21 protein-coding genes are annotated in these 22134 nt (G+C 60.1%); 15 read left to right on the top strand and 6 right to left on the bottom strand.

The annotated features are described in order from the left end of the window. The first annotated feature begins 35 nt into the window (after window positions 1-35). A complete protein-coding gene (locus ACOZ35_RS14215; RefSeq protein WP_424014180.1) occupies window positions 36-1211 on the top strand; it encodes a sugar phosphate nucleotidyltransferase in 1176 nt (391 codons plus the stop codon). A 2-nt stretch (window positions 1212-1213) separates the two neighbouring features. Continuing rightward, window positions 1214-3055 (top strand): glutamine--fructose-6-phosphate transaminase (isomerizing), encoded by a 1842-nt coding sequence (gene glmS, locus ACOZ35_RS14210; RefSeq protein WP_424014179.1) that lies wholly within the window; start codon window positions 1214-1216, stop codon window positions 3053-3055. Window positions 3056-3195: 140 nt separating this feature from the next. On the opposite strand, the gene ACOZ35_RS14205 is transcribed toward glmS, so the two are convergent. Both ACOZ35_RS14205 and ACOZ35_RS14200 read right to left on the bottom strand, forming a co-directional pair. After that, window positions 3196-3600 carry a transcriptional regulator gene (locus ACOZ35_RS14205; protein WP_424014178.1) on the bottom strand — a complete coding sequence of 135 codons (405 nt, stop codon included), beginning with the start codon at window positions 3598-3600 and terminating at the stop codon, window positions 3196-3198. Beyond that, complete coding sequence (locus tag ACOZ35_RS14200) at window positions 3597-3917, bottom strand: toxin-antitoxin system TumE family protein (protein ID WP_424014177.1); 321 nt, start codon at window positions 3915-3917, stop codon at window positions 3597-3599. The genes ACOZ35_RS14205 and ACOZ35_RS14200 overlap by 4 nt, the downstream gene beginning before the upstream one ends. Window positions 3918-4361: 444 nt before the next feature. Between ACOZ35_RS14200 and ACOZ35_RS14195 the strand changes: the two genes are divergently transcribed. The 4 genes from ACOZ35_RS14195 (at window position 4362) to ACOZ35_RS14180 (ending at window position 5823) form a co-directional block, all read left to right on the top strand. After that, window positions 4362-4610, top strand: coding sequence for a UPF0175 family protein (locus ACOZ35_RS14195; protein ID WP_004598900.1), 249 nt, complete (start codon window positions 4362-4364; stop codon window positions 4608-4610). Window positions 4611-4786: 176 nt separating this feature from the next. Then, window positions 4787-5086 carry a DUF3368 domain-containing protein gene (locus tag ACOZ35_RS14190; protein WP_424014176.1) on the top strand — a complete coding sequence of 100 codons (300 nt, stop codon included), beginning with the start codon at window positions 4787-4789 and terminating at the stop codon, window positions 5084-5086. 76 nt (window positions 5087-5162) lie between these two features. Next, on the top strand, window positions 5163-5429 hold the full coding sequence (locus ACOZ35_RS14185; protein WP_424014175.1) for an NTP transferase domain-containing protein: 267 nt from the start codon (window positions 5163-5165) through the stop codon (window positions 5427-5429). Window positions 5430-5529: 100 nt separating this feature from the next. Beyond that, on the top strand, window positions 5530-5823 hold the full coding sequence (locus ACOZ35_RS14180; protein ID WP_424014174.1) for a hypothetical protein: 294 nt from the start codon (window positions 5530-5532) through the stop codon (window positions 5821-5823). 29 nt (window positions 5824-5852) lie between these two features. Here the strand turns inward: ACOZ35_RS14180 and ACOZ35_RS14175 are convergent, their stop codons facing one another. Next, window positions 5853-6533, bottom strand: a complete 681-nt coding sequence (locus ACOZ35_RS14175; RefSeq protein WP_424014172.1) for a winged helix-turn-helix domain-containing protein — start codon at window positions 6531-6533, stop codon at window positions 5853-5855. Window positions 6534-6779: 246 nt separating this feature from the next. Between ACOZ35_RS14175 and ACOZ35_RS14170 the strand changes: the two genes are divergently transcribed. Genes ACOZ35_RS14170 through ACOZ35_RS14160 form a run of 3 tightly spaced genes read left to right on the top strand, consistent with a single transcriptional unit; the run spans window position 6780 to window position 9180 of the window. Further along, window positions 6780-7775, top strand: coding sequence for a hypothetical protein (locus ACOZ35_RS14170; RefSeq protein ID WP_424014171.1), 996 nt, complete (start codon window positions 6780-6782; stop codon window positions 7773-7775). A gap of 47 nt (window positions 7776-7822) precedes the next feature. After that, window positions 7823-8824 carry a hypothetical protein gene (locus tag ACOZ35_RS14165; protein WP_424014170.1) on the top strand — a complete coding sequence of 334 codons (1002 nt, stop codon included), beginning with the start codon at window positions 7823-7825 and terminating at the stop codon, window positions 8822-8824. Next, the gene (locus ACOZ35_RS14160) at window positions 8821-9180 is read left to right on the top strand and encodes a hypothetical protein (RefSeq protein ID WP_094583595.1); all 360 of its coding nucleotides are present in this window, start codon (window positions 8821-8823) and stop codon (window positions 9178-9180) included. The genes ACOZ35_RS14165 and ACOZ35_RS14160 overlap by 4 nt, the downstream gene beginning before the upstream one ends. A 310-nt stretch (window positions 9181-9490) precedes the next feature. Here ACOZ35_RS14160 and ACOZ35_RS14155 read toward each other — a convergent pair whose 3' ends face one another. Then, the gene (locus ACOZ35_RS14155; RefSeq protein ID WP_424014169.1) at window positions 9491-10021 is read right to left on the bottom strand and encodes a hypothetical protein; all 531 of its coding nucleotides are present in this window, start codon (window positions 10019-10021) and stop codon (window positions 9491-9493) included. Between the two features lie 9 nt (window positions 10022-10030). After that, on the bottom strand, window positions 10031-10738 hold the full coding sequence (locus ACOZ35_RS14150) for a DUF7437 domain-containing protein (protein ID WP_424014168.1): 708 nt from the start codon (window positions 10736-10738) through the stop codon (window positions 10031-10033). Window positions 10739-11199: 461 nt separating this feature from the next. Here ACOZ35_RS14150 and ACOZ35_RS14145 point away from each other — a divergent pair, with 461 nt between their 5' ends. Both ACOZ35_RS14145 and ACOZ35_RS14140 read left to right on the top strand, forming a co-directional pair. Beyond that, the gene (locus ACOZ35_RS14145) at window positions 11200-11769 is read left to right on the top strand and encodes a DUF7342 family protein (protein ID WP_004598876.1); all 570 of its coding nucleotides are present in this window, start codon (window positions 11200-11202) and stop codon (window positions 11767-11769) included. After that, window positions 11766-12212, top strand: coding sequence for a hypothetical protein (locus ACOZ35_RS14140; protein WP_007994977.1), 447 nt, complete (start codon window positions 11766-11768; stop codon window positions 12210-12212). Before ACOZ35_RS14145 ends, ACOZ35_RS14140 begins: the two co-directional genes overlap by 4 nt. A 54-nt stretch (window positions 12213-12266) precedes the next feature. Here the strand turns inward: ACOZ35_RS14140 and ACOZ35_RS14135 are convergent, their stop codons facing one another. Then, on the bottom strand, window positions 12267-12479 hold the full coding sequence (locus tag ACOZ35_RS14135) for a hypothetical protein (RefSeq protein ID WP_424014167.1): 213 nt from the start codon (window positions 12477-12479) through the stop codon (window positions 12267-12269). A gap of 675 nt (window positions 12480-13154) precedes the next feature. Here ACOZ35_RS14135 and ACOZ35_RS14130 point away from each other — a divergent pair. From ACOZ35_RS14130 to ACOZ35_RS14115, 4 genes are all read left to right on the top strand, one after another. Further along, entirely contained in the window at window positions 13155-13709 is a 555-nt protein-coding gene (locus ACOZ35_RS14130; protein ID WP_424014166.1) for a helix-turn-helix domain-containing protein, read from the top strand. A 2393-nt stretch (window positions 13710-16102) separates the two neighbouring features. Beyond that, window positions 16103-17455 carry an RNA-guided endonuclease InsQ/TnpB family protein gene (locus tag ACOZ35_RS14125; protein ID WP_424014165.1) on the top strand — a complete coding sequence of 451 codons (1353 nt, stop codon included), beginning with the start codon at window positions 16103-16105 and terminating at the stop codon, window positions 17453-17455. Between the two features lie 952 nt (window positions 17456-18407). Next, a complete protein-coding gene (locus tag ACOZ35_RS14120; protein WP_424014164.1) occupies window positions 18408-19406 on the top strand; it encodes a hypothetical protein in 999 nt (332 codons plus the stop codon). A 72-nt stretch (window positions 19407-19478) separates the two neighbouring features. Next, window positions 19479-21842, top strand: coding sequence for a hypothetical protein (locus tag ACOZ35_RS14115; RefSeq protein ID WP_424014163.1), 2364 nt, complete (start codon window positions 19479-19481; stop codon window positions 21840-21842). Window positions 21843-22134 lie beyond the last annotated feature (292 nt).

The following is a 22134-nucleotide window of genomic DNA, read 5'->3' as shown; positions in this document are numbered from 1 at the left end:
AGCGATTTAACACCCGGGCGGATGAACGTCGATCCATGAGCGACGACTCCGTGACCGCGGTGATCCTCGCCGCGGGTGAGGGACGGCGGTTAGCCCCGCTGACGAACCGGCGGCCGAAGCCGATGGTCCCCGTGGCGAACCGACCACTGCTCGAACACGTGGTCGAGGCCATTACGGCGACTGACATCGACCGGATCGTCCTCGTCGTCGGCTACCGACAGGAGCGCATCCGGAACCACTTCGGCGACGGCGACGACTGGGACGTGACGATCGAGTACGTCGAACAGACCACCCAGCTCGGCACCGGCCACGCCGTCTTACAGGCCGAACCGGTCGTCGACGGCCCCTTCGTTGTGCTCAACGGCGACCGGATCGTCGACCCCGTGGCCGTCTCGAGGATCCGCGACCGAGTCCGCGAAGGGACTTATCCGACGATGACGGTGACGACCGCCGAACACCCGCGCGAGTACGGGGTCGTGAGCCTCGACGGCGACCGCGTAACGGCCATCGACGAGAAGCCGGAGGGGCTGGTCGAGACGAACCGGATCAACGCTGGCGTGTACGGGTTCTCGACCGACGTGTTCGACGCGATCCGTGAGACGGACGCGCCCGGCGAGCTGGCGATCACAGCGACGCTGAACGACCTCGCCGCGAGTGAGTCGTTGTCGGCCGTCCGATACGACGGCCGCTGGCTCGACGTGTCGAACCTGTGGGACCTGCTCACCGTCAACGCCGGGCTGATCGGCGAGTCTGGAGGGTCGGATCCGGACGGCCCCGCCCTCGGTGACTCAGTAACCGTCGCAGACGACGTGGCGCTCGCGGGCAACGTCCGCGTCGGGCCGAACGTGACGATCGGCGGCAGCACGGCGATCGGGAGCAACGCGACGGTCGAGGCTGGCGCGGTTGTCGAAAACGCCGTGATATTCCCCGACGCGGTGATCGGCGCCGGGGCCGTGGTCCGGGACGCGATCGTCGCCGGCAACGCGCGAATCGGCCCGAACGCGACGATCGCGGGCGGGCCGGCGACGGTCGTCGTCGACGACGCGGTCCACCACGGCGTGGACCTCGCCGGCGTGGTCGGCGACAACGCGACAGTCGGCGCCGGATCAACGCTCACCGACGGCGCGGTCGTCGGCGACGACGTCGACGCCGACGCGGGGGTCGTCATCGACGGTCGCGTCGAATCGGGCGCGGTTGTGCGGAGGGGGTAACCATGTGTGGGATCACCGGCTACATCGGCGACGAGATCGCGTTGGACGACAGCAATGAGGTCGCCCGCGTGGGCGACGTCGTCCACGAGGGGCTCCGGAACCTGGAGTACCGCGGCTACGACTCGGCCGGGGTCGCGCTCGTCAGCGCGTCGAGCGGGCTCACCGTCGCGAAGCGGTCGGGCGAGGTCGACAACCTCACCGTCCCGGACGTCCCGGACGCGACGCTCGGGGTCGGACACACGCGCTGGAGCACGCACGGCCCGCCGACCGACGCCAACGCCCACCCGCACACGGACTGCGCCGGCGACGTCGCGGTCGTCCACAACGGGATCGTCGAGAACCACGAGGAACTCAAGGCGGAGCTGGCCGCCCACGAGTTCACGAGCGACACCGACACCGAGGTCATCCCGCACCTGATCGAGGAGGAACTCGCCGCCGATTCCGAAATAGATCTCTTGGAGGCGGTTCAGGCCGTCGAGGACCGCTTGGAAGGGAGCTACGCCATCTGTGCGGTCCGCGAGGGCGACGACCGGATCGTCGTCGCGCGCCGCGGGAGCCCGCTCGTGTTGGGGCGCGACGACGACGCCACCTTCGTCGCCAGCGACGTGACGGCCTTCTTGGAGCACACGCGCGACGTGACCTACCTCGAAGACGGCGACGTGGCGGCGCTGTCGGCCGACAGCGTCGAGATCTACGCCGACGGCGAGCGCGTCGACCGCGGCGTGGAGACGGTCACCTGGGAGGCCGACGCCGCCGAGAAAGGCGGCTACGAGCACTACATGCGCAAAGAGATCCACGAACAGCCCGAGTCACTTCGGCAGACCATCGCGGGGCGGCTCGACGTCGACGGCGGCGACGTCGACCTCGACGTCTCGTTCCCGCCGGGCTTCCTCGCCGATCTTGAGGAGATCCAGATCGTCGCCTGCGGTACCTCTAACTACGCGGGCCGCTACGCCGCGCAGCTGTTCGAGGAGCTCTCGGAGGTGCGCGCGACGGTCGAAATCGCCAGCGAGTACGAGTTTGGCGCGGGCAGGAGCCCGGACCGAACGCTGGTCGTCGCCGTGACACAGAGCGGCGAGACCGCAGACACGCTCGGCGCGGTCCGCCGCGCGAACGCCGCCGGCGCGCGGACGTTCGCCGTGACAAACACCCTCGGTAGCACCGTCACGCGCGAGGTGGACGACACTGCGTTCATCCGCGCCGGCCCCGAGATCGGCGTCGCCGCGACGAAGACGTTCGCCTCGCAGGTGGCGACGCTGACGATGCTCGCGGTGGCGATCGGCCGCGAGCGCGGCGCGCTGGCCGCCGCCGACGCGCGGCCGGTGGTGGAGGGGCTCCGCGACCTCCCCGGCACGGTCCAGCAGGTCCTCGACGCGGAACCGACAGTGCGCGAGGCCGCGAGCGAGTACGGCGACAGCGAGGCGTTCTTCTTCGTCGGCCGGCAGCTCGGCGTTCCAGTCGCCTTGGAGGGCGCGCTGAAGCTCAAAGAGATCTCCTACGACCACGCGGAGGGGTTCGCCGCCGGCGAACTGAAACACGGCCCACTCGCGCTGGTGACGCCCGACACGCCCGTGCTTGCGGTGCTGACCGACGGCGCGCGCGCCGACGAAACGATGAACAACGTGACCGAGGCGCAGACGCGCGGCGCGCCCGCCATCGGCTGCGTCTCTGCGGGCGAGGAGTACGGCACGCTCGATGTGTCGCTGCCGGTTCCAAACGTGGGAATCGTCGAACCGCTGGTCGCGAACGTTTACCTCCAGCTGTTCGCGTACCACGTGGCGAACGACAAGGGTCGATCGATCGATAAGCCAAGGAACTTGGCGAAGAGCGTGACGGTCGAGTAGCAGCGAGAGCCCACGGTACGTGCGATGAACCGGACCGTGAGAGCTCGCGACGCTGTTCAAATCCGGGCGGTGAGCGGGCGGTGCTATCGCCGGCATCTGCCACGTTCGTCTCCATGAATCGAGGATTCATGCGTTTTGAATCACACCGGGGCAGCATCCCGCTCTGCGGCCTCCCGAAGCGGGAGTTGGATGTCAATTTCATCGTAGGGGACGACGGGACGCTTGGCTCGCCCCTCAGCAACGAACTCGACGACATCATATCTTTCGAGCCGTTCGAGGTTTTCCGAAACTTGTTTGATGTCTCGATCGACGACCCGAGCGGCTTCGCGGATGCTCGCGGGCTCTTCTTGTGCGATCGCCTGAAGGAGGTCGATCGCGCGCGGCGTGAAGACCTGTGCCAGCTGGTCGGTGGTTTCGAAACTCAGGCGGTGGGGAGCGTCCTCTCCAACTGCGTCGCTAGTGAGTGCCTGCTTGAATGCCTCGGCGGTGCGTTGCTGGACAGCACCGATCGATTCAACGGTCACAATGAGTGTGTTCTGTGTCATGGGTTATTGGTATCCTGTGATGGCTTTTCATCGCGCAACTGTTCGACCTCGGTCCAGAAGCGCTCTTGGACCGCCCCGTAGCCGGGAAATCGGTAGTCGTCGTCAAGTCCATCGGACGTGTGTCGTTCGTGGACGCCGTGGGAGTTGTCATACCGTATTAGCGTCGTCTCGTCTTCAGTACCGTAGTGAAGCCGGTACTTGACACCATCCGGGAATTTCTCCGACTCCGGCACGCTCAGCACGCGGACACGGAGAACGGTGCCATCCGCAAAGCGCCGTTCCGTGTCTTCCAACACACCCACGTCGTCGGCTGCCATCGATGTCTGATGTTACTCACCACATCATAGTAAGCGTTGTGGTCTGTGACACCAGATTAGGGTTTCAGGAGGGATGCCATGACACGGCCGCTGTAGTGTGACAAAAGCATCTGAATCCCTGTCGCCGATGGTCTCAGTTCGTGCGTGGAGCGTTCACACCGCCAGAGACGAGGGGCGCCAGGAGAGTCCAACCGAGAACAGCTCCGGTACGCGCGGGTGAAACGGCCACGTGTTGCGTCTCGCGTATGGACGCGGTCATCCCTGCTGCCGGGCACGGCAGTCGCCTCGGCGAGCTGACGGCGGACCGACCGAAGGGACTCGTCGACGTTTGGGGGCGGCCGCTGCTCGTGTGTGTGGTTGGGACACCGTCAAGGCGACAAACACCGTGGTCCAGACGAGTGGACAGACGGCGCTACTAAGTACTATGCCGCTGAATCTAACGACATGAGCAGTATCGATCTCCCGTCGGACGTGCTGGACGCGATCGCGGCACCGCCGGAGGATCGCGAACCGATCGTCCGGCAGGAACTCGCGGTGTCGTTGTACCGGGAGGAGTATCTGTCCTTTGGGAAGGCACGAGAGCTGGCCGGTCTCTCGAAGGCGGAGTTCCACCGGCTCCTCGGAGAACGTGGGGTGGAGCGACACTACACCGAAGAGGATCTCGCGCTCGACGTCAAGTACGCGCGAGAATGACGGTCGTCTCGAACACCTCACCGCTGTTGAATCTGGCACTCATCGAACGCCTTCACCTGATCGACGCCCAGTTCGGTGAGGTGGTCGTTCCGACGGCGGTCTGAAACGAGCTCACAGCCGGGTTCGACGGCCGCGACCGCATCGAAGCGTTCCGCGATCAGGGTGGGATTCGAGTCGTGTCACCGGAGCCGACGGAGCTGCGGACCGAGTTCGAGCGGGAACTCGATCGCGGAGAGGCCGCGGCCATCGCGTACGCCATCGACGTCGATGCGGACAGAGTACTCATCGACGAGCGTGAAGGCCGGGCGACCGCAACGCGTCACGACGTTCCGGTGACCGGCGTCGTGGGGATTCTCCTCCGTGCGTCCGACCGGGGAGAAGTCGACCTCGAAACGGAACTCGACGCGCTCCGCGAGGCGGGCTTTTGGATCTCGGACGCGCTGTACGAACGCGCGCTCGAGATGGACACAGAGTGAGCACCGTCGCTTCCGGCTAGAATACGGGTTTGACGCCAGGGGCAACGTTGAAACGGCCACGCGTGGCGTCTCGCGTATGGACGCGATCATTCCCGCCGCCGGACGAGGCAGTCGGCTCGGTGAGTTGACGGTGAATCGACCGAAGGGGCTCGTCGACGTGGCGGGGCGGCCCCTCCTCGCGTGCGCCTTCGAGACGGTGGTCGACGCCGGGGCCGACGAGCTGATCGTGATCGTCGGGGACGAGGCGCCCCAGATCCTCGACCGGTTCGGTCACGCCTTCGAGGGGATTCCGATTACGGCAAGCCGTTTTGCGCGTTCACCAAACTCTCATCACCGCGCCTGACTGCTGCCCACCACGTCTTCAGGACAGCAATTGTGACAAGTGTCGGTGGTCGTTCGATCCCGATACAGGATTGCCTGTGTGCGTCGAGATCGCTTGGCGGATGAAAGTGCCGTACCGGCTTACTGGTGGTTTCATTCGCCCCTTCGCACCCGAACCTGAATTCCAGTCCGTCCTCCCGGTAATGGTATTTGTAGTCTCCATTCTCCCACCACTGGATATCGAAGTACCCACCTCGCTCGTGGATTCCAGGGGTAACAGTGACCCGTGCCGCTCTGATATCTTCTCCTTCCCGCTGTTTGAACGGGTGACCTTTTTGATACCGGTATCGGACCTTGACGACTCCGTTACCGAGTTGGTGGCGTATCTGCTCTACGCTCTCATCAATTGCTTCTGAATCAATTGGAGAGCCGTTCCCCATCCCCATTATTGGAGTTGGGGCTGATCGCCAGCGGGGGCCGTTGTCTGATTCCCCGTCTGTCTGTCTCTTGGTTCAGTTACGGTGGTTGCCTGTTCTTTTGCTTCTTTGAGGCGGTATGCCGCTCTGAGGTGGCTGAGTTCTCGTTCTGCTGTCCGCCAGTGAGAGACGTCGTCGAGTTCGTTCTGGGTGAGTTCCTTGTCTGAAATCAGGAGTTCCTCTGGATCGGCTGCGTCATATTTGGCTTTGTACGCTGCGAGCTCCTGTTTCACTCGGTGGATTTGATCGACGAGCGTTTCACTCCCGGCGAGTCGCCTGATCTGCTTGAGAAGGTACCACTCCGGGTCTCGACTGTACAGTTTTCCGGAGTCCGTCTGCTGACTTTTGACAATACCTTCGTCAGCAAGCTTGTTGAGTGTGGCTCTGGCTTTTGTTTCTGAGACTAGCGCTGTCTCTGCGATGTCGCCCGCCGATCTCGGAGTCGTCGTTCTATCGATTACCGTGCGAATTCTCTCGTTCGCAGTGGTCTCGTTTTTCCACTCTGCGGCCGCGAAGTCATCGATATCCTCGAAGCCATCGTCAGTAACGGCGAACGGGTCAATATCAGCCACGGTTACCGGATCGTCCGGTAGTTCCGCTTCGGTGGGAAACTCGTCGGGGCCGTCAGGAGGCAGTGGCTCGTCAGGCATACGCTACGCTACGCCCTAAGCACACATATATTTTGCTGGCACAGATATCTGTGCTTTGGGGTTTGGTCTCGATGGTCTCGAGAGCGAGGCCGTGGGGTTGTTGGTGCGAGCGGGGTACGAGGTGACGACGGCTCGGCTGGGTGAACTACCCCACCCTACTCAGCCACTGGCGTGGCTTCGTTGAGGGTGGGGTATTTCACTGATCAAAGAAGGAACGCATTTTGCCCACATACCTGTAGTAGGACTATGACTCACGAGTGCGACGATTGCGGAGCGTCGTTCGAGACACTCACGCGTCTCCGCCTCCACGACTGTGGCGATGTCCAATCAGAGACAACCGTTGGCTCGGCTGATCTCGAGCAGTCACAATCCACAGGTTCATCGCCAGCCGACGAACGAAACGCGTCCATCGCCGAACTTGATACTCTACTCGACCGGTTCTCGGACGGTGACAGAGACGGCCTTCACGACGCAGTCGTCGAGTTCGAGGCGGCGCTCTCGGCTGCACTCGAGGAAGACACCAGTGGCGACACATATCGGGACGTGTTCTGGCCGTACCACGAGCGGGTTAGTGGCGCCCTTGACGAGGCGGCGCGATCAGCGGGCTGGAAATTCCTCGAGAATGTGATCGATACACACGATCCGACTGCGGATGACAAGATTCCGCTTGTGACGCCCACGATCGCGAATGCCGTGGGACGGAATCTGATCCGCACGCGGTTGACCGACGGCGTGTCGGCGATTCCAGTTGCGGCACTCGAATACCTCGATACCATCGCAGTCACTGCCGCCGATACGGCCGATACTGCGCGGGAGGAAGTCCACGCGTACGGGTGGGGAATCGGCCATCCCGACCACTCGGTGGCCGACCATCTCCGCGCCCGCGCCTCAGAAGACATTTTCTCCGTCAACCCGACGCTCGAACACGCGTTCTACGCCGACCAGTACGCGGCGGTCGATCTGCTCGAAACGTTAGTGAGAGATCAGTCGATCGACGGGACGCTCCCTCGCATCACCCGTGACGATATGCCGTATCGTCGCTACCTTCTCGATTGCGTCTACGGGCTGAAGACGGACGACCACTGGCCGGGGATGCCGCGGTACTACGACTGGGACGAGGAATTCGATTACACGTTCGAGCTGGACGAAACAGTCGAACAGCGCATCCGTGATCTCGTCGAAGAGGCCGGCTTCGACGCAAACCTGCCGAACGACTGGACGTTCCGCGATCTCGGTATCTGAGCGAACCACCCTCACGCTTTACCTGTCTCCCGACGATACACCCGGTAATGCCGTTCAGCGTCACATGGCACACGCTTCTTGACGAGTGCAAGGGTCTCGCCGAGGATGCGACTCTGCTCACACCACTCTCTCAGGATCGTTTCCAGATCACCGACGTGCAGGAACACCGAATCGTCGTCGAATTTCTCGACCGTGACGTGGACGAGACACGGCCGCTCCAGCGCGACCAGTTCGAGACGCTCTACGAGCGCATCAGTGACGCTCCCGATGGATTCGATCTTTCGCGGCTCCCGCTCGATGCCGATCCGTATCCCGGCGTATTGAGTCTGCATCCCCGATTCGAGGTCGACGAGAGTGCGGGTGTGATCCGCGAAACCGATGAACCGGCCGGAAGCCAGATCATCAGGGGAGCAGACGACACCGAATCAGCGGAGGAAGTCACCGAGCGCACGGAGCCCGACGTGGATGTCTACAGCGATGCGCTCCTTCTCATCGACGCGCTAGAGCGGAACGATCTCTCCTCGCTCGAGGCGCTCGATACGCCCGCCCTCATCAATCTCTACACCTTGCTCTCGGACATCCAGCGTGATGCCAACGACCTGCGCCAGAACGTGACCAACGTGTTGTTGGATCGGCTGCACCACGACCAGCCCGTTCACGGCCAGTTCGGCTCCGTACAACGAACGGCGCGTCGTAACCGAGACCTCAGAGACGACGAGGAGGTACTGGCTACGCTGGAGGACGCAGGCATCGACCGCGAGCGCGTGTTGAGCGTCGACCGCGACAAGGTCGACGACGCTCTCGACGTGACGGAACTCTCCGAATCGGACGTGTACGACATCGAGGAGACAGAGTATGTCCGGAAGGCGGAAGTGGATGAGGAACAGCGGGAAACTCGATTGCAGGGACTGAAAGACCGGCTCGCCACGAGCGACGACCCCGAGGCCACGGAACTTCGCGAGGAGATCGAAGAACTGGAGAGCCGGATCGAAGAGTTGACACAGTTTAAGACCGGACGAGAGTATCACACCCAGTCGAGAGCAGAATGATCAGCGGACTCCCCGACCGGCCGCTCTTGGCTAGCGAGACACTCACAGTGTCCCACGAGCGTGACGACTTACTTGTGATGCCGGCGACTCCGGACAGTCTTGTCGGAGACGACGGAACGCTTGGCGGTATTCGGGACATCCTCGTGTTCACGGCGAACGTCGTGGCGTCTCTTGCATACACCGACCCGGACGGCTGGACAGTCGTGGCAAAGGCTACTGATCCATCAAAATTTGAAGTCGTCCTCGATTCGCTCATCGAATTTCGGGGCGATAGCCTCGCAGACGAAGACAAAGCCGAAATTGTCGAGACGATCGCCAAAGCCTACGAGACGTTCACGGAACGGACGCCCCGGTGACCACGTCCATCCGGGAACGGACGCACCGACACCCGGAGACGATACGGCACACCCGACCGGCTGGCGAGACATCCTCTCAACGGTGCGTTCGGAGATCGAAGCCGGCCAGCGTGGCTTCTGGACCCGATAGTCCCCGTCGATGGGGTTCGGCGATCGGCGTGTGGCGTCTCGCGTATGGACGCGGTCAGCTAGGACGAGGCCGCCTCGATCGTCCCCTGACCGCGCCAAGCACCGCAGGAACGAGGCGCGCAGCTGTGGTCGCGGGTTCTTAAGTGGCCGAGGGATTTCCGCACAACGGCCATCTCCTGACCTAGATCAGCCGCATCGAGTCGCCCGAATCGTCACCGATGATGTCTTCCAATCCGTGAACCGCGATCGTGTCCGTGTATCCTTGCGCCCGGACGGCGTTCTCGATGCCCTTCTTGGCAGGCTTATCGTCTGTGAGGACGATAACACCCGCCGTTGAACGGTCTCTGACGTACTGGATTGCTAACCCGGCCAGAATCGCATCCGTTTTTTCGACCTCGTGTTCGGGCTGATCGGTTTCGTTCGCAATGGTTCGTTTGGCGATATCGCTCGCGGCGACAGCGTCACCATCCGTCGGTGAGGGTACATCAATAATTGTAGCCCAGCCCTCGTCGAGTGCCGTTCGGACACGGTCTGTCTCTGGCCCTCCAAGTTCACCGATCACGCGCTGAGGGAGTTTACAGACCACGCCAGCACTTTGGACTACACTCCGGAATCTCCGATACTGAGAGTTCGAAGGATCACCTATTGCGTAGAAAATATTCGCGTCGACAAGAACATCCTGGTTAGCAGAGAATGGTGTGTCGGCATTCATTCGACCGACTCACCTATCGAGATCCGACGAGCGGGTCGGGGCATCAGATATTTCGTCAAGGTCGGGGAGATCCATTTCGTCATCCACATCCGGGAACAGATACTCGAAGAACGGATCGTGGTCTCGGCCAACAACCAGTGCCGGTTTGAGTGCGTAGATGATCATCATTGCTTCCGTTTCGCGAACGTCGATATCAGCGGCGACCATCCGCTGGGTTGTCTTGCCTGCGAAATGGAGTCCAGCCCCCCGTAGCGCAGCGATGAGCTTCCCAATACCGTAGCGGTCGATGAAGTATGCGACGTCCTCGTCGACCTCTTGGAGCGCGAGGGCGTGGAGGACGGTTGGTGTGATGACGATCGGGGCGTACTGCTCGACGATGACGATCGGATCGGCAGTCAGTTGCTGGGGGCGCGTCGAGTCATCACGGTCGACGAGGCCGAGGTCGACCAGCCGATCGACGTACTCGTAGGTCGTCGATTTCGAGATATCGAGTGCCTCCATGATCTCCGGCGGGGCAACCGGCCCCCAGTAACAGACGTAGACGTAGACGCGGGCCAGCGCTGGGTTGTTGAGCAGCTGAACGACTGTCTCGAGTCGCGGAGCGTTCCGGGCCAGCGTCTCTGGCTTGAGCGCCTCTTCGTCCATCACGTCTCTCGGTGGCGAGTCCAGCGCGTCGATCCCGCCGTCCGAACGAACGCGATCGTGATCGGAGGTCATACTTGTTAGTCCGAAGTCTATGTACTTCAGACTATCGCCGCAAACGACTGTCACACCGCCCGTGACCACGTCCACCCGGAACCAGAGGTCCCAATTTCCGGCGACGGTACGACACACCCGACCGACTGGCGTGACGTCCTCTCGACGGTGCGTTCGGAGATCGAAGCCCGCCAACGTAGCTTCTGGACCCGGTAGTCCCGGCGATGGGGTTAGGTGACCAGCGTGTGATGTCTCGCGTATGGACGCGGTCATCCCCGCCGCAGACCGAGGGAGTCGACTCGGCGAACTGACGGCGGCCCGACCGAAGGGGTTCGTGGACGTCGCGGGGTAACCCCTGCTCGCGCATGTGTTTGAGACGGCGGTCGAGGCGGGGGCCGACGGGCTGGTCGTGGTCTCCCGCATTTGAAGCGGGATAATCCGTCCAAGAAAGTTTTATCACGCTTTGAGCCGCATGGTGGGATATGGAGGATCCGGGTTCGGATATCCAAGCCGACACCGACGAACGGGCGCCGAACTTCGACGCGCTGACCCCGCCGGAGGAGGTCGTTCGTGGTGATCGAACACGGGACGACTTTTTCGATGCCGTGCTCGGACTCGACGATCCGGCGACAGCAGGCGAAGTTGCCGAGCGTGCAGGACACGGGGTCGACGCCGCACGTGAATACTTGGACTGGTTCGAACGGATGGGCATCGTCACGAAGGTTACGGATTCGCCAGCCACCTACGAACGGAATCAAGAGTACCTGAACTGGCGACGCGTCCAGACGCTCCGAAGCGAATACACAACTGAAGAGTTACTCGACCTGCTACAGTCGGAATCAGAGCGGGCGGACGCACTCGCAGCTGAATTTGACGCCGAGTCCCCGACGGGCATCTCGATCACACAGTATGCCGCAGCAAGCGACCAGTCCATCGAGGACGTCTGGGAGCAGCTCTCGTCGTGGGAAACCGCTCGGCGTCGTGTGTTTCTCCTCGAACGAGCACTCACCCCCGCGTCCGGCGAGGCTACAGATCGCGAATCCGTGGCATGACTGCCGGTGGGGAGGACGAGACGGGGGGTTCAATTTCCGGTGGGCCGATCGATTTCGACCGGCTAGCGGTCATTCGAGAGCGTTTCGCGACGGACGATCGGTTCACCGAAGTTGATGACCAGCCTGGCTTCGCGCCCGAACGGCTGGTCTGTCAGTACAATCGGCAACTCTACCCTGACCAGGTTCGGAGTGCCCGTCTAGAGATTGTCTGGTTCGAAAACGGGGATTTCTCGCTCCACTATCACGAAACCCACGAGACGGGGGCGTTCGATCATCGGTGGGACAGACATCCGTCTGGGCACAACACTCGTGACCACGTCCATCCGGGACCGGACGCACCGACGCCGGGTGACGATACGACACACCCGACCGACTGGCGTGACGTCCTCTCGACGGTGCTTTCGGAAATCGAAGCCCGCCAACGTGGCTTCTGGACCCGATAGTCCCCGTCGATGGGGTTAGGTAACCGGCGTGTAGAGTCTCGCGTATGGACGCGGTTATCCCCGTTGCCGGGCGTGGCAGTCGCCTCGGCGAGCTGACGGCGGAAGGGACTCGTCGACGTTGCGGGGCGCCCCCTGCTCGCGCACGTCTTTGAGACGGCGGTCAAGGCTGGGGCCGACGGGCTGGTCGTGATCGTCGGCTACGAGGCGGTCCAGACCGTCGACCGGTTCGTCGGTGTCTTTGACGACGTTCCGATCACCTACGTCCACCAGCTAGCTGTTTCCCTTCGCAAGTCGATCGGCGAACACTCGAGCGTCTCGTTCCCGGTCGATGCTAGTTCGATCGCACTCAGCGCCTCATTCACAAACCGAGCGCGCGAAAATTCACTGGGGGCGGTCGACAAAACTCACAGACCGCCCCCGGCGGGAACTCACAGACCGCCCCCGGCGGGAACTCACAGACCGCCCCCGGCGGGAACTCACAGACCGCCCCCGGCGAGAACTCACAGACCACCCCGGCGGGAACTCACAGACCACCTCTGATGGAGGCCGGTGCGATCTCCATGTCGGACCGCTGCGAAGCACGGTGTGGGGCATCAATATGACTGTGGGGCTATGATGCTGAAAACCGCAAGAAGGCGGCGACTTCAGGGCATCAGACACCGACTGATATAATACTAATAACGATACGTATCACCCCTGCCGAGAGAACGTGAGTACTGATTCAGGAGGGACCCAAGAGGGGCATAGTAGTTTCCCGACCATTCTAGGCGAACCGGCAGGTGGCGGCCACCGCTAGGGCCCCACCGCTCTATAGCGCTCGCACGGAGCGACACTACCTTTCGACGACCACTTGGAACCCAACGCTGACCCAGCAGACTAGTCAGGCACAGAAACAGTCCTCAACCAACATACTTTAGAAAACAACTGGGAATATCGATGGTAATGAGCGACTCAGGACCCGTCCAACGACACCTCTCCGAGACAGCACTGGATCAGGCACTGAAAGCGGCCGAGAGCGGGGAACGCGCTCGGCGACTCGGATTTATTAAGAGTCTGTATCAGGGAGACTCCGTGTCGGACGCAATTGCTCGAGAGGGACACACAACATCAACGGGGTATCGGTGGCGCAAAAGGTGGAACGAGGGCGGCGTTGACGGCTTACTCCCGGACTATGGCGGCGGACGACCGCCAAAACTGTCACCGGCAGCAGAGACAGCGTTTCTTGACGAGATCGCCCAGCGACAACCAGTCTCGACAGCCACAATCGAAGACATCCTCAAAACCGAGTTTGACGTTGAGTATGCGGCCGACTATCTCCCCCGAAAACTCGAATCGATCGGGCTCACCTATCAACCACCCGCCCGCGAGCACGTCGACCGACAGGAGATTCTTGAGGCGGTTGAATGGGATGACAAAGCCCCTGTTGAAAACACAGGTCGACACCCATACAACGAGCAGTCAAGCCGGACCGAAGCAGGCTGGGCCATCGCGGAGTAATCGGCATTTGGCGGCGTCTCATGGCTCAATTCAGTGTTGAGATGGATCGTTCGAAGGCGCACAGCAAGACCCACGAATACGGTCTGTTGTTCCCAATAGTTTTCTCTCAAATGTACTTCAATCGATTGGAATATAACTATTCTGATATACTCGTACTGATCTACCATGCTCTCCGTTTGGTGCGTCCATAGTGAGAGGGTACTTACATATCGTGTTACTAGTTCGCATTAGGTGGTGGATCCACCACCGGTGGGTCCGCCAACAGAGATTGGTGCCCAGTACTGGTACGGTGTCTTGCTCACGGCCACGTTGATCTGCGACGGGGACGCTTCGATCTGCGATACTGACGTGAGAGCCAATCGGATGGTATCTTCTCACACGATCGGGACCGGCCGATCCGAATCGATTCCACCCGGGCAGCGAGGAGTCACGCAACGACTCGAACCGCGATCCGTTTGCGTGCGGTCGCCCTTGTTGGTCAGTTTCGCGGATCGATTGTGGATCGAGTTCCACTGTGACTCGTCAATGTAGCAGTCGCAGTCATCTGCCGTACCATGAGGAGGTGTCACAACCCTTTGGGTCGGGAGTTCTTCGCGACCACTCCGGCGACGAGTCGGGTGTGTCAGTTACACCTCGTTGAGTGTGTCATTTAGTGGCATACAAGACCCGGAGATCCGATTCCAATTTTCCGACTCGCTGTTGGGATCGGTTTGTGGAGAGCGTGATCGGTTCGGCGGTGGACGTAGTTCGGCGTCGAATAGTGGAGACCGTTTCGGCGGGAGTGCTCTCAGTCTGGGATCGGTGCTGGCTGTCGTGGCAGGCGTGATTCGTCATCGTGGGGGTTCCGATCGTGGCTCGATTGGCGTTGACGTTGGATGTCGCAACTGACGGTCGACAGTACGTCGTCGGGATTGGGTTGGTCGGCCCGATACACATTCCGGCCCGATTGGTGGGTCGTCGATCGACTGCGACCGTATTACCGATTCTTGCTACGGGGATCGTTTCGACTGGAGTTGGCTACTGACAGCGACGCAGTAGTCAGGATCTGTTGGGTATGATACAACAGAGCGTACCCAACTCGAATTTGGTTGGTGGATTGGCAGCGACGTGGCCTGAAGTGTGTTGCGAGCGGTTGGGTTGGTTGCTATCTTGGGTCCCTCCTGAGATGGCTGCCGTCGGCTCCTGGTCACTCCGCAGTGATGGGTCCATATTAGTATTATATCAGTCGGTGTTTGGTGCCCTGAAGTTGCTCTCGTCATGCGATTTTGGTGGTGGCTCCCTCACAGCTCAGTCGGTGCCCTCCAGCGTGCCGTCCAGTTGGGATCGATGGTGTCTCAGTCCGGGGGGCCGGGTCGTATCACAGGCTGTTGTCGACGAGAGATTGACTCAAGAGTTGGGTGTCACTGTCTCAGTATGCGTTGTATTGGTATCGAGAGCATCCTGGCAACCAGTATCGATCCGAACTCATCGGCGTCGTCGCACCAATCCATTCCCACGACTGCTCTCCCAATATCCCAGCGATCCTCAACGGATTCTTCGTCGATCCTCCGGCGATTCTCCGTCCATCCTCCGTCGATCCTCCAGCGATTCTCTGTCGATCCTCCGTCGATTCTCTGTCGATCCTCCGTCGATTCTCTGTCGATCCTCCAGCGATTCTTCGTCGATCCTCTAGCGATCCTCCAACGATTCTCCGTCGGTCCTCCAGCGATCTTCCAACAATCTTCCGACGATCCTCCAATGATCCTCAAGCGATCTTCACGCAAACCACCCGTACTCTCGACGCAAACTCCTGACACACTAGCAGCAATCTGACAGAGATCACGTGTGCTCTCTTGACGAGTCCAGTACAGCTCACGTCACCACGCTAGCAGCACGCACCGGAAGAAGCCCACCTACCAGAGGCCACAGTTTGAATCGCTCACAGACTAACGCTGGACCGTTCATACACTACCCTGAACGCACAGCCAACAGCGCACAACGAGCGCCCACGCAGAGACATGACCAGACGCGAGCCAGGAGCGAGCCCAGCTGAACGATCGGTCTGGACAGCTTCAAAAGAAACTCACGGAGAGCCCATTGCGTCCGTACGAACTGGCGACTGTCAACGCACTCTCTCAACGGATCGCAGCGACTATCTTGATACAGCGAGAGAATCCCGCCGTTCACGGCGGGCGTGAATCGCGTGCGCTCCGGTAAGAAACCGCCACGTTACAACTGGTCCTGAGTCTCCAACGCTTCAAGACCTGCTTCTAGCACCTCTGTATAGGCTCCCGAGAGGTCCAAATCGTTTGCTTCTGCGTAGTCTTTGACTCGGCCACCGAGCGTGTGTGAAATGTCGATGTTTGGGCGCATACGAAAAGACTTTAAGACTAAAAGTATAATAATCTGTTGTCGTGAAGCGTGCCAACACGTTCGTTGTGCGACCGCTCACCGACGACGATGAGCAGGTGCTACGGGACTTGTTGGACGCTTCTGCCGCTCTCTGGAACGAGATCAATTACCAGCGCCTCATGCGCTACAACGACGAAGACGGCTTCGAGGGCGACGTGTGGGACGCCGATACCGGCAAACTCGAAGGGAAATACAAAGCCGTTCTCGGCGCGTCCACCGCCCAGACTGTCCGACGAGCAAACACCGAAGCATGGCGGTCGTTCTTCGAGAACAAGAAAGCGTATCACGACGAATCGAACACGTCGGTTACGGAACACCCGGAACCTCCGGGTTTCCGTGGCAACGAAGACGACGGACGTGTTCTCAAAGGCGTCGTCCGAAAGGACGCCTACACTGTCGAATGGGGCGACCGTTCCCGGCTTGAGATGGTCGTTGGCAAAGAACTCCGAGACAGGCACAACAGCCCGAAAAGTCGTCTTCGGCTCGAAATCGTTGGCGACCCGAACTGGCCCGACTACGAAGACCAAGGCCGACTAGAACTGTGGTACGACGAGACTAATAGCACCTTCCGAGCTTCGCAACCCGTGACTGTTTCTGACGAGACACGGGACACTCCACTGGCCAATGAGAAGGCCGCTCTGGATATTGGCGCAAACAATCTCGTCGCCTGTACCACCACAACCGGCCAGCAGTATCTCTACGAAGGCCGTGAGTTGTTCCAGCGATTCCGCGAGACGACGCGAGAAATCGCCCGGTTGCAGTCGAAACTTAAAGAAGGCCGATACAGTAGCAGACGTATCCGGCGGCTGTACCGGAAACGGACTCGTCGCCGCGACCACGCTCAAGAGGCACTGTGTCGTGGCCTGCTGGAACGGCTGTACGCCGAAGGTGTCGATACCGTGTATATCGGTGGCCTGACCGACGTGTTGGATACACACTGGTCAGTCGAGGCGAACGCCAAGACCCACAACTTCTGGGCGTTCAAACAATTCACCGAGCGACTGGCGTGTACTGCCGAGGAATACGGCATCTCGGTGGAAGTCCGGTCAGAGGCTTGGACCAGTCAGGAGTGCCCGCAGTGTGGTTCGACAGAGCGAACGACACGGCATCAGGACACGCTCACCTGCCCGTGTGGGTTCGAAGGGCACGCTGACCTCACGGCGTCAGAAACGTTCCTAAAGCGGCACACAGAGAAGGCAGTCAGGCCGATGGCACGGCCCGTGCGGTTCAAGTGGGACAGTCACGAATGGCTGGAGTCACCACGCCCTCACGAAAGTCCCAAAGAACAGCGCACAGACCCGAGTACCGTCCACCGTGACGGGAATGTTGCCTCCGGGGATTCTCAAACAGTCTGAGACCCCCACGCCGGCGAGGAAACCCCGTCGTTCACGACGGGGAGGATGTCATCGCATCTTGAAACACCCAACCGCCACCGACAAAGAACGCGATACACACGCAAGCGATCCGAACGGCTGCTACCAGCATACGGTTCCACCCACTCAGACGATCAGCGACGGACGTGCTTGGAACCCAGATCAACCTCAATGAATTCACGACTACGTATCAGAAGATCGTCCAGCGAACACCACAAGTAGTCCACCGCAAGGTACCTCGCACGTTTCGAGACCATGCGCAGTGCGTTCTCCAGTCTAAGTGAGACACCACGCTCCCCCGACGATGTCTCAACAAAACTTCACCGACGACCCTCCGACACTACAACGAAACCTCACCGACGACCCTCCGACACTACAACGAAACCTCACCGACGACCCCCCGACACTACAACGATTTAACCTCTACAACAAACTCACACCTCGACGACCAACCCTCTACGACAAACTCACACCTCGACGACCAACCCTCTACAACAAACTCACACCTCGACGACCAACCCTCTACAACAAACTCACACCTCGACGACCAAACCTCTACAACAAACTCACACCTCGACGACCAAACCTCTACAACAAACTCACACCTCGACGACCAAACCTCTACAACAAACTCACACCTCGACGACCAAACCTCTACAACAAACTCACACCTCGACGACCAAACCTCTACAACAAACTCACACCTCGACGACCAAACCTCTACAACAAACTCACACCTCGACGACCAAACCGCTACAACAAAAAGAGACATCCGCAAGTTCTCGGTGTTTTCTACAGAGATTGTTGGCTGCCTACGTGAGCTATTTATAAGTATCAGTAACCCCCCCTGACTCTAACAGCGATTTTTACATTCCCTATTGATGGTGGTCGTAGGGGGTCGACCCCCAAGACAACGATGAGCAAACACCAACCGATGTCGACGATGGCCGCCGATGTGCTGGCGGAAACCCCAGCCATCGACGATGTCACGCACGCACGTGAGAGCGGCCGCCCGGGCGTACAACTACGCTGCCGGATTAACGGCGAACCGACGGATGTAACCATTGTCACGTCTTCACAGACGCCTCAACGAGCAGTTCGCGCGGCGTCTGCGGCTACCCAGCGTGATGCCCGTCACGTGATCGTGGCCCGAAATAAGCGGCTCGGAGTTCTCGTCACCCACTGGCTCCGATCTCCCGTTGCCGAAGCGACTGGCGACAGTCTTCAGTTCTATACTGGAACGGCAGTACTCGAACGCGACGACGCGGTGGTCGTCACCGCGAGCGAAACTGCTGCGCCAGCGTGGTGGGTCTGCGGGACTACCGCCGACGCGGACCGCGATCGTCGCTACGAGCTGCGGTCTGCTGGGGACGTTCTCGCAACCGCCGTCCTCGAAGATGAGAGTCTCACCCTCAAGCATGGGAGCTGGACCGACGTCGAACAGGAGCGGAGTCCAACGGATCGACCCGCCGTGACACCGACGACAGACTACCAGGCGGCCTCAGAGACAACGACGTGGACGCCGGTGAAACGGCCGCTTACCGTCGAGCCGACAGCACCGCTCACGGAGAGTGCCGTGTATGCGCTCCCGGACGGAGCTGATGACGGCGTCACGACGGTCGCGGGGCCGTCCGAACGCGGCGACGGTGCTGACACCGAAACGAATCGGGAGATAGCTGCGCTCGTCGACCGGGTACTTGCGCAGTACACGGTCGCATCGCCGGGCGCGGGAATCGACTATGACGAGTTTGTTGCGGTGGTTTCGCGCCATCTTGAGGCAGAAGGCTGCTCTCCATTGAATAAGAGTCTGCTCGGTCAGGCACTGGGTGCTAAACCGAGTCTTACAATCGAACGCGTAATGAAAGCTGGCGAACCCCACCGACAGCTCCGAGGGTGCGCGTGGGCTGTCCCTCCGTCGACAGTAGGCGAGTAACGCTGCCGACGGTCGGCTCTCTCGGACGCGAAGACACCGCAAACCGGTATTACAGTATTCAAAACGTATCCAATGGCAACAACCCAATCGACACTAGACGAGGAAACCGAATCAGCGTCGGCTGAGTCGGACTCAGAGCACGACTCGTCCGACTATCACCACAGTATCGGCGTTCAACCAACACTCACTGAAGGCTCCGACAAAGACCGTGAAAATGTCGTCTTCGTGAAAGTTGACGCCTCAATGGCCGAGACGTTCGAGACTGGGCCGGAACGGGGTGCGACGGCGATTTCCGATCTATTCGATGACAGAGAGGTTACAATCGACCAAGCCGAACAGTTCGCCTGGGCCGTCACCGATGGGATGATGTACGCGTTTCGGGCAGATACCCCATCTCGAGAGTCAACGACCCAAGTAACAGTTACAAACCAGCCAGAGAGCGCTGATGCGCTCCCGGAACCGCTCCATACAACGTATCAGAAACTGACCAGCGAACTCCCGGAGTCACTCGATATCCGTATCGGGACACTCCCTTTGGAACTGTTCGGACCGTCGCCGGCGCTTGGAACGCGACTCGTGATGGAGGAGGAAAATCTGAAGCCTGCGCGTCGTGGGAGCGTGTCCGGGGCGGACGCGAACGCCCTCTTCGAGGACCTCGCCGGCGAACCGTTCCTCTATTACGCGCTGTACCGTCGGTCCAGCGGGCTCCCCGAAAGCTACGAATATCAGGTCACGGTCCGGATCTTCCTGTTTAATCCAGCATATAAAATCAGCACTGAAAGTGAGTACGCCGACTGTCTTCGATACGGTCGAAAATGTGACCCTGCGGATTCGTTTGCTGACCTTGGAGTCTCGTCGAGTCTCGCCGTCATTGACGACGGGTACAATGTCTCGCTGTACGATGGGTCGGTGGTGCCCAGTCGAGAGACTGAGCTTCCGGATTTTAGTTCGGGACAAGACCGTATCACCGGGAAAACAGAGTTCACACAGATGCGGCGGGCGCAGTACGGAGCGTTTGATATCCTTGAGGATCGCTGTGCGTATACGAGTCTTCTTGCTCGAAAGATCGATCTTGAACACTACGTCGGGCTGGGCACGGTCGATCCCGGCGTTGATCCCTGGCAGAAAGCCCCACAGGCGACGGGGCTTGATATTGATGCTGTCGGTGTTGACCCCGAGAAACTGCTCCCGGATGAGGTCACAATTGGCGTTACAGAGCCGATTGAAGACGGCGAATTCGATCCTGACCGGACGACGGCCAACGACGGCACTGATGAGCACTGGGAGCGAATTAAACGCGTCGCTGTCGCCTTCGACAACAACGGGTACGACGTGGAAATCGTCACCCAAGACACGGGATCGCGTCCGGATATCTGGATCCGGCGTGACGATGGCGAAATCTTCGCCGTCGAAGTCGAGTACCGAACACGGTCGAAGCCGGGAAGCTTCTATACGAATCTCATCCGGCAGGCAGTCTGGGGGTATAAAACAATCACCGTAATGATACCTCAAACGGACGACGACGGGCGTACCGAGTCACTCGACACGCTCAGCTCGTGGGCGCTGGACAAGCTCATGGCTCCGATGAAACAGCGTGATCCAACGAAAACACAGCTTCACAACTGCTCGGAGACGATTACTGTCGACGGCAAAACAATGCTGTTGCCGGAAGGGGTCTCTGAGTCTCGGTGGTGGTTGACTTGGGACGCGGAATATCTACTCGTTCATGACGGTGAAATACTCGCTCGCGGGGACGCAACAGCGCCGTTTGAGGCGTTTGAGTTCAATCTCCCGCGATACTACAAGGACGACGGCCAGTGGGTTGTCGAAAACAAGTACGGCAAGCCCGTCCAGACATACGACGATGAAGGAGACATCGAACACACCAAAGTCCGTCAGTGCCATCGGCCGGTTGATCTAAGCTATGTCCGATTCGTGGAAGCACTCTACTGTTATGATCCGGACACCGAAGAACTCGTCCAACAAGAAATGACGGCCGAGTGGGACGTCGAGCAAGCCTCAAGCCGAAACGAACGGAGCCATCAACAGGCGTTTGAGACGTTCCTCGTCGAACACGAAACCGACGACCCGATCCTCGAGCGGGACTGCCGGCCGTTCATTAAAGACTGGATCGGACGGCTCAGCACTCACGACCATCCGGGGAATAATATCTACGGAAACTACAGAACAGCCTACTACCCGCGTAAGCGGATCTCAACGGAGTTTGGCATGGAACCGAGCTATCCTGGTGTCTCGTTCCGCTATCCCCGCGGGCTTGTCTCCCCAGACCTGCCTGGGCTCGACACGACGCCACACTTCCCTGGTCACTGGAACATTGCTGCTGAAGACGTGCTCCGGGAGCCGCTCATCTATGGGCTCGATGATCGGAGCGACGTTGAAGCGAAAGCGGAAGACAACCCGGAGACGGATAGCTAGCACTGATAATAAACGAGCTATTGTACTGCTCCTTCCAATGAACAATCACACTACGCCTACCGGTTCGGCGGGCGAGACGGTTGCCATCTCTCAGGACGATGAGCTCCGGTTAAACACAGACGTGTATCACCCTCATTTTACCAGTAGAGAGTACGTTCGGCTCGGAACACATCCGACCGTGGATCTGATTTTCGTGCGCCCGGTTGCCGTCGATACTGTGGACCCATCAGAGGAGGATATTGCGTCCGCCTACAAGATTGATCATACCAGCTACACCGGTGAAGTGACGTGT

The organism is Halorubrum xinjiangense, from assembly GCF_049604745.1.
Classification (GTDB): domain Archaea; phylum Halobacteriota; class Halobacteria; order Halobacteriales; family Haloferacaceae; genus Halorubrum; species Halorubrum xinjiangense_A.
This window is presented reverse-complemented; position numbering and strand designations above follow the sequence as displayed.

Excerpts from the sequence above, each read along its gene's own strand:
- ACOZ35_RS14130 (WP_424014166.1), top strand. The coding sequence starts at position 13,155 with ATGAGCGACTCAGGACCCGTCCAACGACACCTCTCCGAGACAGCACTG.
- ACOZ35_RS14155 (WP_424014169.1), bottom strand. The coding sequence starts at position 10,021 with ATGAATGCCGACACACCATTCTCTGCTAACCAGGATGTTCTTGTCGAC.
- ACOZ35_RS14165 (WP_424014170.1), top strand. The coding sequence starts at position 7,823 with ATGCCGTTCAGCGTCACATGGCACACGCTTCTTGACGAGTGCAAGGGT.
- ACOZ35_RS14180 (WP_424014174.1), top strand. The coding sequence starts at position 5,530 with ATGAAAGTGCCGTACCGGCTTACTGGTGGTTTCATTCGCCCCTTCGCA.
- ACOZ35_RS14215 (WP_424014180.1), top strand. The coding sequence starts at position 36 with ATGAGCGACGACTCCGTGACCGCGGTGATCCTCGCCGCGGGTGAGGGA.
- ACOZ35_RS14205 (WP_424014178.1), bottom strand. The coding sequence starts at position 3,600 with ATGACACAGAACACACTCATTGTGACCGTTGAATCGATCGGTGCTGTC.
- ACOZ35_RS14120 (WP_424014164.1), top strand. The coding sequence starts at position 18,408 with ATGTCGACGATGGCCGCCGATGTGCTGGCGGAAACCCCAGCCATCGAC.
- ACOZ35_RS14115 (WP_424014163.1), top strand. The coding sequence starts at position 19,479 with ATGGCAACAACCCAATCGACACTAGACGAGGAAACCGAATCAGCGTCG.
- ACOZ35_RS14140 (WP_007994977.1), top strand. The coding sequence starts at position 11,766 with ATGACTGCCGGTGGGGAGGACGAGACGGGGGGTTCAATTTCCGGTGGG.
- ACOZ35_RS14195 (WP_004598900.1), top strand. The coding sequence starts at position 4,362 with ATGAGCAGTATCGATCTCCCGTCGGACGTGCTGGACGCGATCGCGGCA.
- ACOZ35_RS14145 (WP_004598876.1), top strand. The coding sequence starts at position 11,200 with ATGGAGGATCCGGGTTCGGATATCCAAGCCGACACCGACGAACGGGCG.
- ACOZ35_RS14200 (WP_424014177.1), bottom strand. The coding sequence starts at position 3,917 with ATGGCAGCCGACGACGTGGGTGTGTTGGAAGACACGGAACGGCGCTTT.
- glmS (WP_424014179.1), top strand. The coding sequence starts at position 1,214 with ATGTGTGGGATCACCGGCTACATCGGCGACGAGATCGCGTTGGACGAC.
- ACOZ35_RS14185 (WP_424014175.1), top strand. The coding sequence starts at position 5,163 with ATGGACGCGATCATTCCCGCCGCCGGACGAGGCAGTCGGCTCGGTGAG.
- ACOZ35_RS14170 (WP_424014171.1), top strand. The coding sequence starts at position 6,780 with ATGACTCACGAGTGCGACGATTGCGGAGCGTCGTTCGAGACACTCACG.
- ACOZ35_RS14150 (WP_424014168.1), bottom strand. The coding sequence starts at position 10,738 with ATGACCTCCGATCACGATCGCGTTCGTTCGGACGGCGGGATCGACGCG.
- ACOZ35_RS14160 (WP_094583595.1), top strand. The coding sequence starts at position 8,821 with ATGATCAGCGGACTCCCCGACCGGCCGCTCTTGGCTAGCGAGACACTC.
- ACOZ35_RS14175 (WP_424014172.1), bottom strand. The coding sequence starts at position 6,533 with ATGCCTGACGAGCCACTGCCTCCTGACGGCCCCGACGAGTTTCCCACC.